Source organism: Salinibacterium sp. AL4.1, from assembly GCF_059767305.1.
Window position 1 is genome coordinate 1,616,893 of record NZ_JBSOQK010000001.1, and the last position, 15,478, is coordinate 1,632,370.

General features: G+C 62.3%; 15 protein-coding genes. 3 read left to right on the forward strand and 12 right to left on the reverse strand.

The genetic code is table 11. The features are described 5' to 3' along the window. Position 1: 1 nt before the first annotated feature. From ACWTV3_RS07810 to ACWTV3_RS07860, 11 genes are all read right to left on the reverse strand, one after another. On the reverse strand, positions 2-931 hold the full coding sequence (locus ACWTV3_RS07810) for a carbohydrate ABC transporter permease (RefSeq protein WP_498477622.1): 930 nt from the start codon (positions 929-931) through the stop codon (positions 2-4). Continuing rightward, positions 928-1,908 carry a carbohydrate ABC transporter permease gene (locus tag ACWTV3_RS07815; RefSeq protein WP_498477623.1) on the reverse strand — a complete coding sequence of 327 codons (981 nt, stop codon included), beginning with the start codon at positions 1,906-1,908 and terminating at the stop codon, positions 928-930. The genes ACWTV3_RS07810 and ACWTV3_RS07815 overlap by 4 nt, the downstream gene beginning before the upstream one ends. 92 nt (positions 1,909-2,000) lie before the next feature. Then, the gene (locus tag ACWTV3_RS07820; protein ID WP_498477624.1) at positions 2,001-3,326 is read right to left on the reverse strand and encodes an ABC transporter substrate-binding protein; all 1,326 of its coding nucleotides are present in this window, start codon (positions 3,324-3,326) and stop codon (positions 2,001-2,003) included. 164 nt (positions 3,327-3,490) lie between these two features. Further along, positions 3,491-4,357 (reverse strand): amidohydrolase family protein, encoded by an 867-nt coding sequence (locus ACWTV3_RS07825; RefSeq protein ID WP_498477625.1) that lies wholly within the window; start codon positions 4,355-4,357, stop codon positions 3,491-3,493. A 27-nt stretch (positions 4,358-4,384) separates the two neighbouring features. After that, the gene (locus tag ACWTV3_RS07830) at positions 4,385-5,104 is read right to left on the reverse strand and encodes an RraA family protein (protein ID WP_498477626.1); all 720 of its coding nucleotides are present in this window, start codon (positions 5,102-5,104) and stop codon (positions 4,385-4,387) included. Beyond that, positions 5,091-6,260, reverse strand: coding sequence for a mandelate racemase/muconate lactonizing enzyme family protein (locus ACWTV3_RS07835; RefSeq protein WP_498477627.1), 1,170 nt, complete (start codon positions 6,258-6,260; stop codon positions 5,091-5,093). Before ACWTV3_RS07835 ends, ACWTV3_RS07830 begins: the two co-directional genes overlap by 14 nt. Before the next feature lie 112 nt (positions 6,261-6,372). Then, entirely contained in the window at positions 6,373-7,344 is a 972-nt protein-coding gene (locus ACWTV3_RS07840; RefSeq protein ID WP_498477628.1) for an aldo/keto reductase, read from the reverse strand. A gap of 21 nt (positions 7,345-7,365) precedes the next feature. Then, complete coding sequence (locus ACWTV3_RS07845; RefSeq protein ID WP_498477629.1) at positions 7,366-8,379, reverse strand: LacI family DNA-binding transcriptional regulator; 1,014 nt, start codon at positions 8,377-8,379, stop codon at positions 7,366-7,368. Positions 8,380-8,401: 22 nt separating this feature from the next. Next, positions 8,402-8,872 carry a MaoC family dehydratase gene (locus ACWTV3_RS07850; RefSeq protein WP_197122553.1) on the reverse strand — a complete coding sequence of 157 codons (471 nt, stop codon included), beginning with the start codon at positions 8,870-8,872 and terminating at the stop codon, positions 8,402-8,404. After that, on the reverse strand, positions 8,857-9,990 hold the full coding sequence (locus ACWTV3_RS07855) for a type 2 periplasmic-binding domain-containing protein (protein WP_498477630.1): 1,134 nt from the start codon (positions 9,988-9,990) through the stop codon (positions 8,857-8,859). The genes ACWTV3_RS07850 and ACWTV3_RS07855 overlap by 16 nt, the downstream gene beginning before the upstream one ends. After that, entirely contained in the window at positions 9,987-11,231 is a 1,245-nt protein-coding gene (locus tag ACWTV3_RS07860; protein ID WP_498477631.1) for a CaiB/BaiF CoA transferase family protein, read from the reverse strand. The genes ACWTV3_RS07855 and ACWTV3_RS07860 overlap by 4 nt, the downstream gene beginning before the upstream one ends. Before the next feature lie 159 nt (positions 11,232-11,390). Here ACWTV3_RS07860 and ACWTV3_RS07865 point away from each other — a divergent pair, with 159 nt between their 5' ends. From ACWTV3_RS07865 to ACWTV3_RS07875, 3 genes are all read left to right on the forward strand, one after another. Then, entirely contained in the window at positions 11,391-12,413 is a 1,023-nt protein-coding gene (locus ACWTV3_RS07865) for a zinc-dependent alcohol dehydrogenase (RefSeq protein WP_498477632.1), read from the forward strand. A gap of 32 nt (positions 12,414-12,445) precedes the next feature. Beyond that, on the forward strand, positions 12,446-13,195 hold the full coding sequence (locus ACWTV3_RS07870) for an SDR family oxidoreductase (RefSeq protein ID WP_498477954.1): 750 nt from the start codon (positions 12,446-12,448) through the stop codon (positions 13,193-13,195). A gap of 403 nt (positions 13,196-13,598) precedes the next feature. After that, positions 13,599-14,705 carry a DUF8611 domain-containing protein gene (locus ACWTV3_RS07875; protein ID WP_498477633.1) on the forward strand — a complete coding sequence of 369 codons (1,107 nt, stop codon included), beginning with the start codon at positions 13,599-13,601 and terminating at the stop codon, positions 14,703-14,705. A 407-nt stretch (positions 14,706-15,112) separates the two neighbouring features. Here the strand turns inward: ACWTV3_RS07875 and ACWTV3_RS07880 are convergent, their stop codons facing one another. Then, positions 15,113-15,286 carry a hypothetical protein gene (locus tag ACWTV3_RS07880; protein WP_498477634.1) on the reverse strand — a complete coding sequence of 58 codons (174 nt, stop codon included), beginning with the start codon at positions 15,284-15,286 and terminating at the stop codon, positions 15,113-15,115. Positions 15,287-15,478: the final 192 nt, after the last annotated feature.

Genomic DNA, 15,478 nt, shown 5'->3' on the forward strand with positions numbered 1-15,478 from the left:
GTTATCCCTTCACCGCACCAACGGTTTGTCCACGAATAAGGAAGCGCTGCGCGGTGAGGAACACGATGAGCAGCGGGATCATCGAGAGGAACGTGGCGAGCGCGAGTTGCGGCATGTAGAGCTTCACATCGAGGCCGGCCGCCACGGTGGCATTGAACAGCGGGCTAGCACCGATGAGCTCTTGGATGCCGATCGAGATCGTCTTGTTTTCCTGGTTCGAGGTTAGTAGGGCCAAAGGCAGGAAGAAGTTCGTCCAGTTGGCCACGAAGGAGAAGAAGGCGACGAGAGCAATGACCTGCTTGGAGATCGGAAGCGCCACGTAGAAGAAGGTGGCGATTTCGCTGAGGCCGTCGATGCGGGCGGCTTCGACGAGCTCTTGCGGCATCGTCGTCATGAAGTGGATATAGACGAGGTAGGTGCCGAAGGGGAAGAAGCCCATGATGACCGCGACCGGCCATAGTTCACCTACTGCACCGATCGCGTTCACTTCAAGAAACAGCGGGATGACGAGAACCGTGTTGGGCATCACCATCGCGAGCAGCGTCGCAAAGAGCATGACCTTGCGGCCACGGAATCGCAACCGTGCCAGCGCGTAGCCGGCCGGAAGGGCCGCGACGAGGGCGAGCACTCCACCGATGACAGCGACGACGAGCGAGTTGCCTACCCAGCGGGTGAAGAGGCCGCCGTCTCCGGGACCGAAGCCGTTGATTTGGCTCCAGCTGAAGACCACGTTGTCCCAGGACATTCCACCGAGTCCGAGAAAGCCATCGGTGCCGGCTAGGACGCCTTCTTGACTGCGGAAGGCCATCGCAATGAAGCCGATGATGGGCAGGATGAACGCGGCAGCGATGATCACCATGACGGTGATGCGGGCAATGCGACCGACGGTCCAGTGTTTGGCGCCAACGACGCCGGGAGCGCTGTTGCTCATCGCTTCTTCTCCTTCTCGTCGCCGAAGAGTCCGCTCTTCATTACGATGACGACTCCGATGCTCAGGGTGATCACGAGCAGGATGATTGATAGTGCGGCCGCGGCCGGGAAGTTTCGGTTGGTGAACGCGAAGGCGTAACCCAGCTGAGTTGGCGCCCATTCCCCGGCGATAGCTCCCGACGAGATCTGCCGAAGGAGGTAGGGCTCAAGGAAGAGCTGGAAGCCGTAGGCCAAGTTCATGAGGGCCGCGTAGCCGATCCACGGGCGGATGAGCGGCAGCTTGATGTGCCACGCAAGGTGCCACGCGCTGGCACCGTCGATCTTGGCGGCTTCGAAGATTTCATCAGGGATGCCGTTGAGGCCACCGTTGACGACGATGATCCAGGTTCCGACGCCCTGGAAGAAGAGCATGCCCGTGAGAATCATCGGCATGTTGCCGTCGGTAACAATCTCTTTGAGCGAGCCGAAGCCGACCTCTTGCCAGAGCGGCGCGAGGGGCGACTGCGTGGGGTGCAGCAGGTAAACCCAGAGAACGAAGTTGGCGATTCCGCTCAACGCGCCGGGGATGAAGTAGAAGAAGCGCATCGTGGAGCCGAAGCGACCGGGGCTGGCGTGAACCAGAAGAGCCAGACCGACGATGCCGATCATCATGAGCGGCAACCACACGATCATGACGGAGAAGATGTTGATGAACGTTCCGGAGAACCGGTAGTCGGTAATTACCGTGATGAACGAGTCAAGGCCGCCAAACCCGCTTGCCGGGTTGACGAGGGTTGGTGCTTTTTGCAGGGCGATCCAGAAGGCGTAGCCGATGGGGATCGCGGCTGCGACGAGAAAGAGCGCGAGGTACGGGGCGAGCAAGATCCATGCGCCGCGGGATTCTGCGTGGCGCGTGCGGTGGCGCCGGGGAGTGGTGGATGCACGGCCGCCGGCAGCCGGGGGCTCCGTACGTTTCGTGGCTAGCGTTGAGCTGCTCATGTATTCCTCGCCTCTGACTTGGGGAGTGGAACAGAGTGTGGGGGCCTCAAGGATCTGAAACCCCCACACATGCTGTGCCTAGCTGGTTACTTCTATTCGGCGGTGACCGTGTAGCCGACCGAGTTGGCGCGGTTCACGAGTTCAGTACCGAAGGTGCTGAGCGCGTCGCTGATGGATCCATCGGCGATCAGCGTGGGGCTGACCGTTTCGGTCCAGGCTGCACCGGTGTCGTAGAGCATGTACGAGTACGGCGCTACGGCGCCAGCGGCATCCTTGAATGCCTGCTGAACAGAAGCAACGTCAGCGAAGTAGCCGTCAGTTTCGAGCTTCTCGAGCCAAGCATCCTGAATCGGGCCGTAACCGGGGAGACCGGTCGAAAGCTCAACCTGCCATGCCGGGTCAGTCGCCACGAAGGTGGCGAAGGTCAGCGTGTTTTCGAGCTGCTTTCCGGTGATGTGCGAGGAAACACCCCAGAGGCCGCCACCTTCGTTACCGGCAGTCGGGCTCGACTCGCCTTCCCAGGTCAGCGGTGCGCTTGCGCTCATCTGACCGGCCGGGATCTTCCAGGTGTCGCGGAAGAGGTAGTTACCCCACCACACAGCACCCGGGCTCATGACCATGTTGACACCCGCTGCTGCGGCGTCACCGTCGAAGATGCCCTGAGTGGTGAGTGCGCCACCGTCGTACATCTGCGTGAGCAGTTCGTTGGCACGAACACAGTTCGGGTCATCGAGGTTGATGTGAACTTCCGACTCTGAGAGACGGTCGTTCGTGGGGCAGTCCGCGGCCTGAAGGTAACGGTTGACAGCGTAGGCGTCGCCGAGGAATCCGCTGATCTTGTCAGGGTGCTCTGCAGCGATCTGTACTGCGAGGTCGCCGTAGCCTTCCCACGTGGTGGGCAGCGTGTAGCCGTTCTCGTCGAAGAAGGCCTTGTTGTACCAGAACACGTCGGGGGCAGCGTCGTTGCGGAGGCAGCGGATCTGACCATCGATGTCGCAGAACGAGAGCACTGCGGGGTCATAACCATCGATGACATCGGGAAGCAGATCGGTGAGGTCGGCTGCGTAGTTGCTGGCTGCACCCGTTGCCCATGCGATGTCGTCGTTGGAGGGGAAGAAGATGGCGTCAGGCCATCCTGAACCTGCGGAGTCGAAGTTGGCGAACGCCTGCTTGACCGTCTGGCCACCGACCGTGCCGTCGATCTGCACAACGTCGATTTCGATCTCGGGGTGTGCCTCTTGGAAAGCTTCTGCGGCGGGAACGCGGGGCGGGTCAACCCACACCGTGATTTTTCCACCCGAGTCGGTCTGCTCTGGGGCGGATGCGCCACCGTCAGCTGAACAGCCGGATAGAACGAGTGCAGCGGCGGAAATTATGGCCACTCCTGCACTGGCGGAAAGGAACCTCTTCGTCTTCATTGACACTCCTTGGTGAGGGTTACTACTGCTTCGTAGTGGAGAGCTACGGGCCACTGGAACGGCTCGGTTTCTCCGGTGCTCAAACGTTATACCAAGCGCCGAAGTTGTGCAAACGTTTGATCAAAGGTTTTTCAACTGTTATCTAGCTGTGCATACTCGGCCCTTTAACGGCCAAGGCGTGCGGGATCGATGCGGTAGAACTCCGCAGCGGTACGACCAAGCAACTGCTCGCGGTCTGCGGCATCCACGCTGTCAAAGAGTGGTTGGAGGCCCTGCCAGACGCGGGTATATCCGCCGGCGAGCACGGAAATGGGCCAGTCGCCGCCGTACATCAGGCGCGAAGGGCCGAACACGTCGAGAGCTCGTTCAAAGAACGGGCGCACGTATTCGGTGGTCCACTGCTGCGGGTCACCGGCGGCCGAATAGAGGCCGCTAACCTTCGCGTATACGTTCGGGTTCTCCGCGGCCGTCTGGATCGCCGACCACCAGGGCTCGCGCTCGGCGAGCCCGATCGGCGGCTTGGCCAAGTGGTCAATAACCATGCGAAGCTCCGGATGCCGCCGCGACAATTCGGGAATGATCGCCAAGTGCTCGGGCAGAACCGCGACCACGTCGAAGGTGAGCCCGGCGCGCTCCAGCACCGTGAGCCCCTCGTCGACGTTGGGGAGCAGCAACCACTCCGGGTCTTTTTGATTGTGGATGAGAGTGCGCACCCCGACCATGCGGGTGTCACCTTCCCACGCCTCGATCGTGCGGGCCGCCTGCTCGGGCCGATCGATGGGTGCGTAGCCCACAATCGCCGCAACCTCATGGTTGGCGGCCGCGCACTCCGTCATCAAGCGTGTGTCATCGAAATTGTCTGCCGACTGCACTTGAACGGTGTAGTCGACTCCGGCATCCCGCAATTCAGGAAGCACCTGGTCGAAGGTCATCACCTGATTAATCGGTGCGAGCGATTCGTCGAGCCAGTCATAGTGAGCCCGATGGGGGTTCCAGATGTGCTGGTGAGCGTCGATGATTGGAAAAACCACGGTGTAGTCCCTTCGCAGGTGGCCAGTTTAGAGAATCCCGTGCCGTTCCCACACGGCGCGCAGCGAGTCTCCGGCCAGCAGTTCTGCCAAGACCGTTGATTCGTTGGCCGCGCGCGCGCGGGCGCGAGTCAGCACTTCTTCTTCGTGCGACTGCGGGATCACGACCGCTCCGTCGTCATCGGCCATCACGAGATCGCCGGGCGCAATCAGCACCCCACCCAGCTCAACCACGACGTCGGCGGCGATCACGCGCATCCGGGCCCGAAAGTCGATGGGGCGGCGCGAGCGTGAGAACGACGGAAAGCCGAGTTCGGCGATCTTGTCAGTGTCGCGCAGGTTGCCATCGGTGATGACTCCCGAGGCTTTCGCGCCCAGGGCCGCCGCACTAAACAGTTCGCCCCAGAAACCGGAGTCGTTGCTGTTGTCGGTGGCGATGACAATCATCTGGCCAGCACCGATGCCGTCGATGAAGTCGATCGACTCCTTGTACGGATCATCGAGATCTGACTCGAGCGCCGGAGCGAAGCGCACCGTGCGGGCGCGGCCGAACGCGCGCGAGCCCGGAGTGATGGGGGCAAGTCGCTGCGTCAGCACCTGATTGCGCAGGCCCGATTCGTCGCACGAATCGCTCAGAATCGCGGTCGTGAGGCGCTCGTCGCCGGGCAATGGGGTGAAACCTGCGTGGGTGGTTTCGGCTCCGGATGCTGCGGCTTCGGATGCCGCGGGCGTGGGGTTAGCGGATGACATGTCCACCTCCAGGGCTAAACGGAAACTGGGCTTCGATTTCGGGAGTGAGCTGGATGCCGAGGCCGGCGGCCTTCGGAGCGACGATGCCGCCATCCTTGAACACGACCTCTTCCACCCGCATCGCTTCGCGCAGCGGATTGGGCAGGGTGCAGTATTCGAAGAGCTCAACGTAGGGGTTGGCGAGCACGGTGTGCAGGTTCGCGGCGAAGGTGACGCCACTGCCCCACACGTGAGGCACGGTCTTCACGCCGGTCGCGTGAGCGAGCTCGGCGACCTGAGCGAAAGCCTTGGGCCCACCAACGAACGTGACATCGGGCTGGGCGACATCGAGCGAGTTGGCGTCGAGCAGTTGCGCGAAGTCCCGCACGGTTCCGTTGGATTCGACACCGGAGATCGGCACGTCGACGGCGGCACGCACGGCGGCGTAGCCCGCCACGTCATCCGCTTGGCACGGTTCTTCATACCAGCGGGCGCCAAGCGCGGCCGCCTTGTGCCCGACACGAATCGCTTCGTCGACGGGCCACGGGTCAGAGGCGCAGGCCTGCACGGCGTCGATGACGAACTGCACGCCCTCGGGCAGCAGCGCGGTCACGTGATCAAGCAGCTTGATGGTGGTGTCGGGGTCGGTCATGGCGCGGAACTTCACGGTGCCAAAGCCGGCGTCGATCTGGGCGGCGGCCCAGTCGGAGACCTCGCCGAACGTGGTGCCGAGGCCGCCGCTGGCGTACGACTCGATCCAGTCGCGTTTGAGGCCACCGAGCACTTCGTAGGCGGGAACGCCGAGGCGCTTGCCCACGGCATCCACCGCAGCGGTTTCGATTGCTCCGGCAACGCCGTTGAGCATTCCGCCCCGCGCCCAGAAGGCGGTGTAGGCGCGCAGGTGGTCGGCGACTTCGAGGGGGTGCGCGAACTCGTGGTCGAGAACGTAGGGGCGGAACGCATCGACGATTCCGGGCACGGCGGCGGCGGCCATGATGCCCGCTCCCGCTTCTCCGACTCCGGTGGTTCCATCAGAGAGGGTTACTTCGACGAGGGCGGCGTCCCATGACCAAATGGTGCCTCCGACCCACGTGAGTTCTTCTCCGGGCTGGTACCGGTGCGAAAGCAACACTGCGCGCACGGCGGTAATGGTTAGGGCTGTGTCAGTGAGTCCCATGGGAAGGGCGCCTCGTTTCTACTAGCGAGCGATAGTGGTCACGGTATCTGATCAATCGTTTGATCACAAGCATGTGAAACCGCATCCGCCCAAGAGCGGTCTTTAGAGGGAGCTAGAGCGCGGCAACCAGCCCGACGGCCTCGAGGTCACTCCACAGGCTCTCGGGCATCGTGGCGGCATAGCGCTCGATGTTCGAGCGCACCTGGTCGCCACCGCGAGCGCCGACCACCACCGAGACAACCGCCGGATGCCGCAGCACGTAAGCGATAGCCGCTTCGGGCAGAGTGACGCCGTGGGCTTCGCACGCGTCAGCTACCCGATTGGCTCGCTCCAGAATGGCGGGCGGCACGGGTTCGTAGTCGAAAGTGGCGTCGGGGCTGGGGCGATTGCGCCCCAGGAGGCCGGAGTTGTAGACCCCGGCGACGACGACACCAACGTTGCGCTCGAGCGCGAGGGGCATCAGGTCGGCGAGCGCCGAATCGTCGATGAGCGTGAAGCGTCCAGCACACATGACGAGGTCGACGTCGGCGCGACGGATCAGCTCAGCCAGATACGTGGAGCTGTTCATGCCTGCCCCCACTGTCTTCACGACGCCCTGCTCGCGAAGCTCAATGAGTGCGGCGATTCCCTCCGTCGACGCTTGCTCGAAGTGGTCGTCGGGGTCGTGCATGTAGAGCACGTCGAAGTGGTCGAGCCCGGTGCGGGCGAGAGATTCTTCGACCGAGCGGAGGATGCCGTCGCGACTGAAATCCCACTGTCGCTTGGTGACGGCGGGCACGGCGAAGCCCTGATCGTCCATCCGGCCTTCTCCACCGGGGTTGGGCACGAGCAGCTTGCCGACCTTGCTCGAGATTACATATTCGTCGCGCGGGTGGGTGCGCAGCTGTTCGCCCAGGCGACGCTCGGAGAGCCCCAGCCCGTAGTGCGGAGCGGTGTCGAAGTAGCGAACGCCCGCATCCCAGGCCGCTGCCACGCCCTGTTCGACATCGGCGTCGGTGGTCTCGCGATAGAGATTGCCCAACTGGGCAGCGCCGAGGCCGATCTCGGTCAGTTCAAGTCCACGCTGAGTTGATCTGGTCTTCACTGTTGATGTCTCCAGGGAGTGTTAGCGCGCGGGTGGCGCAGTTGATTCGCGCACGATCAGCTCCGGTGCTGGATCGGCGATAACGCGGTCTTCGGCGGTGCCGGAGTTGATGTTATCCCACAGGCTCGCCATCGCGGCGCGGCCCAGTTCATAGAGCGGCAAGCGAACGCACGTGAGTGGCGGCCACGCAATTTCGGCCGTCCAGGTGTCGTGCATCGCGACGATCGACATGTCTTCCGGAACGCGGATGCCCAACCGTCGTGCCTCGGAAAGCACACCGTGCGCAGCGTTGATGTTCGCTACGACTACCGCGGTGGGTGGCGTCGAGAGCTCGGCCATGGCATCCAGAGCCTGAGCACCCTGCTTGGGGTAGTAGCCGAACTCGGTCACAAGTTCAGGCTCTACCGTGAGCTTGGCGTCGGCCATCGCGCCCAGGAAGCCGGCGAGACGGCGCTGCCCGGATTCCGACGTCGGCACACCACCGGCGTAGCCGATGCGGGTGTGACCCAGTTCGATGAGGTGCTCGGTCCCGAGGCGCATCCCCGCCTCGTCTTCAACGCGAACGGAACCACCCTTGCCCGGGTTGATCGTATTGATCGAGATCACAGGCAAGCCGCTGTCAGTCACAGTGCGCAGGTCGTCGCCACTCAAGTGGTCACCGAACTGCACAAGAACACCATCAACGCGACCTTCGCCCATGAGGCGCGGAATCGACTCTTCGCCCTCGGGCAACCGTTCGGTGCTCGCGATCAGCACCATGTAGTCCTTGGCTTTCGCCTCTTCCTCGACACCGCGCATGAGCTCGGCGAAAATCGCGTTCGTGACGCCAGGAACAACAAGGCCAACCGCGTGAGTGCGCGATGACTTGAGCGCCCGAGCGGTGAAGTTGGGCCGGTAGTTGAGTTCTTTGGCGGCATCGTGAATGCGTTGCCGCGTTGCCACGCTCACCCGCACGCCGGGCTTTTCGCTCAGCACGCGGGAGACCGCCGACACCGAAACTCCGGCGCGGGTCGCAACATCACTCAAAGTAGCCATGGTTGCCAGTGTATTCGGGCGATTACTCGCTGGTACGTCGATTGACCAAATACAGGTGAGTAAGAACCATCACGGTGTCACCGTGTTGGTTGGTTACCGTCACCAGCTCGTGCAGGTAGCCCGCCTCCTCCGGTCGCTTGGCATGCAACGACATCTCGTTGATCTCTGCCGTCACCCGAATGGTGTCGCCGATGAAGACGGGGCGGATGAAGCGGATGCGGTCATAGCCATAACTCATCGCCTGCGGATTGATGTCGCCGGCCGTCATTCCCACCGCGACGGAGAGGATGAGCGTGCCGTGGGCGATTCGCTGCCCGGCGGGCTGCGTTGCCATCCATTCGGCATCCATGTGGTGCGGAAAGAAGTCACCGGTCTGGCCAGCGTGCAGCACTATGTCGGCTTCGGTGATGGTGCGGCCGACGGTCTCGCGACGCTCCCCTACCTCGTGGTCGTCGTACCAGCGGTCTTTCGTGAGCATCAGCGCACCAGCCATTCTGCGACGCCCGCATCGAGGCGTTCGCGTAGTTCAGCGATTGTGATTTCGCCCAGAAGGGCTGAGGTCACGAGCGGGGAGACCGCATTCTGTAGTTCGATGTAGGTCGCGAAGCGGGGGCGCATGTAAGCGCCTTCGAGCGTTGCGCGCGTGCCGGTGAAGAAGTCGAGGCTGTCGGCGTTGGTGCGCGCGCTTTCCCACGCGACCGCATTGCCCGGCTGGCCGCCGCCGTCGTAGTACGAGCTCTCTTGCACGTCGCCTGACGCGAGCCAGAAGGCGTGCGTAATCGCGGCATCCATTACCTGGCTGCGTGACGACACTGCGATACCAGCACCGCCGAGCAGGGAACCGGCAACGCCGCGAGTGGAGCTCGGGATGTCGATGTACTGAACGCGATTCGACCGGTAGCCGGCACGCGAATAGTTCGTGTAACCAAAGAGCAAGGGAGAGTACGCGAAGGTGTCACTCTCGGCGAGCACATCGGCGACCTGAATCGGGTTGAAGCCGGCATTATCAGCGGGCACCAAGCGGGCCAGACGCGTGAGCAACTCCATCGACCGGGTCAGTACATCTTCGGAGAGGAAGACTCCGGGCGTTGCCATCGGGTCTTCGCCCAGCCCAGCGGCGATCGTGATGAGGCTCGAGTACGAGTCGACGGGCTTGAACGGCCACAGCACCCGGCCTTCTTCGGCGAGCGCAATCACCTCAGGCCACGTGCGGGGCGGCGCCTCGAGAAGGTCGGGGCGGTACGCGGCAACCTGCGCGGCAGCATCGAGCGCGAGGCCCCACTGCTGGCCAAGGTGTTGGTACGACTCGTGCGAACGGCCGACCGACTGCGTTGCCAACGTGGCCAACTCGGCGTCAAAGCCGCGCCCGTTCAGCGGCGCGAAGAGTGTGTCTTCTGCCGCAACCGGAATGTGTGGATGATCGATCACGAGCAGGTCGTATTGCTCAACCAGGCTCTCCAGATCTTGGTCGGCAAAAGCCTGTAGCGAGCGGTACTCCCACTGCACTTCAACATCGGGAGCCACCGAGCGATACGCTTCGGCCGCCTTCACGACGCTGCCGTAGCCGCGCTCGTGTTCCCAGGTCATTCCCTTGATGATCGTCGGGCTCATGCGGAGGCCCCCGGGGTTGCGGTTGAGGCACCGGCGGCGGCGGCACCGCTAGCAGCAGCGCGCGACGGGAACTCGGCCCGCACCCGATCGTTGTCTTCTCCGAGAGTCGGGGCCGCTTTAGTGCTCGCGAGAATCTGGCCGTCAACGCGGATGGGACTGCGGGTGGTCAGCAGGTCGCTGCCTCCGCGGCTGACGGGCTGCGTCATCCGAATCGCTTCGAACCCACCCGAGGCCAGCAGTTCGTCGAGCGTGAGCACGGGAGCGCACCACACGTCGCCGGCATCGAGAATGTCAAGCCACTGCTGGGTGGTGCCGGTCGCGAAGTGTGCGGCGAGAACTTCTTCGACATACTCTTGGCGATCCCAGGCGAGCTGCGGGTCGAGCATGGCGCTGAGTTCTGCAATGCCGAGCAGGTCGCCCAGTTTCGGCAGCGGGTTCATGGCCATGGCGATGTAACCGTCAGTGGTGGGATAGGTGCCATAGGGCGCTGCCAAGAAGGCATGGGCCGAGTGTTCGCCGTGGCGCTGCACCGTGATGCTGTCGTCGTTGAGCTTGGTGCTCAGCAGCTCGAACTGCAGGTCGAGCATCGCTTCGAGCAGGCTGGTCTGCACGAGGCCGCCCTTGCCAGTGCGGAACTTGCGCACGAGAAGCGCGGTAACCCCCTGGGCGATGTGGCAGCTCATCAGGTGGTCCGCGATCGAGAGCCCGACCGGCACGGGGCCGTCAGTCTTCGAGCCGTTGAGCCACGGAATGCCCGACATCGACTGAGCGAGCAGGTCTTGCCCCGGGCGATCCTTCCACGGACCCTCTTCGCCGTACCCGGTCGCGCTGGCGTAGACGATTCCGGGGTTGAGGGCGCGCACGGATTCAAAGTCGAGCCCGATACGTTCCATCACGCCGGGGCGGAAGTTCTGGATAATCACGTCGGCACGCTCGACGAGTTCTTTCACGTAGGCGAGGTCGTCGGCGACCTTGAGGTCAGCAGTGATCGACTCCTTGTTGCGGTTCATCGCGTGGAACGAAACAGTGTCGCCGTCGAACTCGCGACCGGCGAACGCAAGGGTGCGACCGATGTCTCCCGTGCCAGGGCGTTCGATCTTGATGACGCGGGCTCCGAGGTCGGCGAGACGCATCGCTGCGACTGGTCCGGCCAAGAATTGGCTGAAGTCCAGAACAAGGATTCCCTCGAGGGGGCGGTCCAGTGGCGCAGACTCCGTTGGTGCGCCGTTGCGGTCATTCATTGCTGTTCAGCCTTCTGTAGATACTCGTGAACAATCGTTTGATCATGCTAGTATGACGCAGAAATAGGCGCAAGGGAATCAGTGCTTCAGACGGGCCGCATTCCGGCATCCGGCTCGCATTCGACCCGCGCGCACCACTAATCGCAAAGGAGCGCACCAGTGTTGAGCGTGAGTTACGTAGGCGAGCAACGCCTTGAGGTCAAAGAGTACGAACCGAAGCCTCCGGCCGCTGGTGACGTTCAAATTGCGGTCGCCTACAACGGGCTGTGCGGCACCGATATGCACATCCTGCACGGCAACATGGATGCCCGCGTGCAGTTGCCCTTGACCTTCGGCCACGAGATGAGCGGCACCATTTCCGCTCTCGGCAACGGTGTTGACGGCTGGAACGTCGGCGACCACGTCGCGGTCATGCCGCTCTGGTGGTGCAACAATTGCCCCGCCTGCCTCGCCGGCAACCAGCACATTTGCCAGAACCTCGACTTCATCGGCATCGACTCCCCCGGCGCCCTGCAGGGCAAGTGGAATGTTCCCGCCGAAACGCTCGTCGCGTTGCCGCCCGAGTTGCGCCTCGATCACGCCGCGCTCGTCGAACCCACCGCTGTTGCCGTGCACGATGTGCGCCGTTCGGGCCTGAAGCCCGGCGATAAGGCCGTGATCATCGGTGGCGGCCCCATCGGTGTTCTCATCGCTTCCGTCGCTCGCGAGTTTGGCGCCGAGGTTGCCGTCATCGAGATCGATGCTGGCCGCCGCGCCCAAATTGACGCCCTCGGCTTCACGACCCTCAGCCCGCTCGAAGTTGACCAGGTGGCCTGGGTCAACGAGTGGACCGGGGATGCCGGTGCCGACGTGGTCTTCGAAGTTTCGGGTGCTGCGGCGGCCGTGCTCGGCGCGACCGACCTCGCGAAGGTGCGCGGAACTCTCGTGGTTGTCGCGATCCACCCCACGCCTCGCGAGATCAACCTGCAGCGCGTCTTCTGGCGCGAACTCACGATTATGGGAGCGCGCGTCTACCAGCGCACCGACTTCGAGAAAGCGATCGAACTGCTTGATGGCGGCGTCATCCCCGCCGACCTACTGATCACACGCATTGTGCCGCTCTCGCAAACCAGCGAAGCTTTTGCTGACCTTGCCGCCGGCAAAGCGATGAAGATTCTCGTGGATGTCGCGGGCCAGAAGTGAGCACGAATGAGAAGAGCAACCCCATGAACGGCATGTTTGACCTCACCGGAACCACCGCGGTCGTCACGGGCGCACGCCGTGGAATCGGTTTCGCCATGGCTGAGGCTCTCGCCGCCGCCGGCGCGAACATCATCGGCGTCAGCGCCTCCATCGAAGCTTCGGGCAGCGACATCGAGAAGGCGGTCACCTCGTATGGCCGCACCTTCGAGGGCATCGCCTGCGACTTCGCCGACCCGGATGCCGTAGCCGCGCTGGGCGAGACTCTCTCGACCCGCAACGTGGACATTCTCGTCAACAATGCCGGAACTATCGAGCGCGCCCCCGCCGTCGACCACCCCACCGACCTGTGGAACCGAGTTATTCAGGTGAACCTGTCGAGCCAGTTCACGCTCACGCAGGCCATCGCTCGCTCGATGATCGAGCGTGGTCGCGGCAAGATCATCTTCACCGCATCGCTGCTTAGTTTTCAGGGCGGCATCAACGTTCCCGGTTACACGGCAGCGAAGTCGGGCATCGCCGGTCTCACGAAGGCGCTCTCGAACGAGTGGGCGGGCAAGGGCATCACCGTGAATGCGATCGCCCCCGGCTACATCGCGACCGACAACACCCAGGCGTTGCAAGACGACCCCGACCGCTCGAAGGCGATCCTCGACCGCATCCCGGCCGGTCGTTGGGGCGTCGGAAGCGACCTCGCGGGCGCCACCGTGTTCCTCGCCTCGCGCTCCTCCGACTACGTCTCGGGCGCCATCCTCAACGTGGATGGCGGCTGGCTCGGCCGCTAGTTCTCCCCCAGCAGTCGTTTCTGGGTGTGCCGCACACCTGCGGCGGCAGCCGCGCCGGCAACTACGAGCACTGCTTTGCGGCTCCGTTTAGGGGGCCCTTTCGAGATTCTGATCCGGACAGGCTTTACGGGATTCCTGAATCGCGGGAGAACGGGGCGTACAGATCTCTCGATAGCGGCTAGAAGTACTCCCGTTTGTGGATCGGCTGACGAAACACGGCGAGAGCTGTCGTGAGCGTCGGATTCTCTATCTGTGAGGATGCCGTCGAAGACATCGCATACTCACTCTCCGGATTGCATTCGCGGCGGCGTTCAAGGATTCACATGCGGACTTACCGGAAACTCCATCAACTCCGTGCGTGTCGAAAAGGTGCCGGATCGTTGCGGTAGTCGAAGCTGACAACATGAAGCTTCGTCAAAGTGCTCGGATCCTAAAAGGGAAGGCAGTCGCGTCTGTCCGAGCGAGCGTGATCGCCTTTAACGGTCTCGATGATGATGGCCGCGTCACCAACGTGCTTCTGCGGATGCAACATGCCTTCGAGATGCTTTTGAAAGCTGCCCTCAATCAAGGCGGAGCGGCGGTGTTCGATAAAAAGACCGGCAAGTCGATCGGTCTCGAGAAGGCCATCAAGATTGCTCAAGGCGATGGGAAGATCAAGCTGGCCGCCGACGAAGCAGGGCTGATTCGAACTATCGACGCGATGCGCGACGAGGAACAGCATTGGTATTCGGTTGTCGATGAAGCAATTCTCTACATGCACATCAGAGCCGGCGTGACCCTCTTCGACGACTTACTGTTGCGTGTGTTCGAAGAGCACTTGGGCAATCACATACCGCGGCGAGTGCTCCCGATTGGCGCTGAGCCGCCAAAAGACTTTCAGCTTCTCGTGGACGAGGAGTATGAGCGAGTGCGGGATCTCTTGAAACCGGGGCGCCGAATGGGGGCACAGGCGCGAGGCCACATTCGAACGCTGCTTGCGATGGAGGCTCACTCCGACCCGGACACGCTTGTGTCAAACAAGGACGTGATCCGCGTGGTGAAAGGCATCGCAGAAGGTAAGAGCCGAGATCAAGTATTCCCAAAACTCAACGGGGTGAGCGCCAATCTCAGCGGCGAAGGAGTCGAGCTCGAAGTGCGTTTCGTTCGAAGCGGCGGAATGCCCGTCACGTACGTCAGCGACGGCGCTGACGCCTCCGCCGTCCGTATTGTGGACCTGCAAAAGAAGTACTATCTAACCGCCTCCGAATTGGCGGCCAAGCTCGGGGTAACCTCGCCGCGCGCAACCGCTCTGCGGAGGCACGTTGGCGCCGACACGAAATCCGATATGTCGAACACATTCCACATGGGCAAGGTGCGCTACCTCGGATACTCCGACAACGCCTACACCGCGATGCTCAACGCTAAGAAATACCTGGACATGGGGGAAATCTGGGCGGCACACCGCCCGACGAACAGGCCTTTGTCCGTCTGTAGTCAGCCAGGGTGCGCTTCGACGATCCTTGGCTCATGATTGCTGCTCCGCGCGGTGCATGTGCTGGCCTCAGTGCTGGCACCGCAAATCAACGTTTCGAAAACTGGCGGGACAACGTCCGCTTCATTCAAAGGGGAATAGTGAAATCACAAGAGAAGACTAAAAGCGTTAAGAATTTGGAAAAGTCGATGCTAGTGGTTCAGATCATCGCCCTGCTATGGATGTTTTTCATAGTGCTTGCCTTCACTATGGTGTCGATCGAGCCCCGATGGTTTCCTCTTCTAGACCCGGTACCGGGTCGACGGCTCCCAATAATCGGGACCGCCCTGTCGCTAGTTTTCTTCCTAGGGCTTGGTTGGTCGATGATGGGTGCCCCTCGTGCTCGAGTCTCACGAACGCTCATGTGGCTTCGATGGCAAATGACAGTTGGTGCGGTCGCTGCATACTCAGCGGCCGCCATCGTTAGCGAACAGCACAAGTTCCTCTACTACATATTTGGTCTTCTTTTTCTCGCTGGCGCCCTCTCCTTCGTCGCCATGAGCATCATCCACCTCTCGCTGAAGGAACGCTACAAAGCGGCTGACGAGGCTCGCCGAAATGAGGAAACCGAGCGACGACACAGCAAACTATTGGCAGCAGTAGGTAAGAGAAGCAGCCGACCAGTCCGGAAGTTCTTCGTTGTATTGAGCTGTTTATTATTACGACGCCAGCGATCCGTCCATAGGCCCGCGCAAGACGCGAAGCGCGGTTGAGAACATCACTCGAGGGGGGACCGGAGCCGCCCCTCGAGGTTCTCGCTACCGACTTTTGCG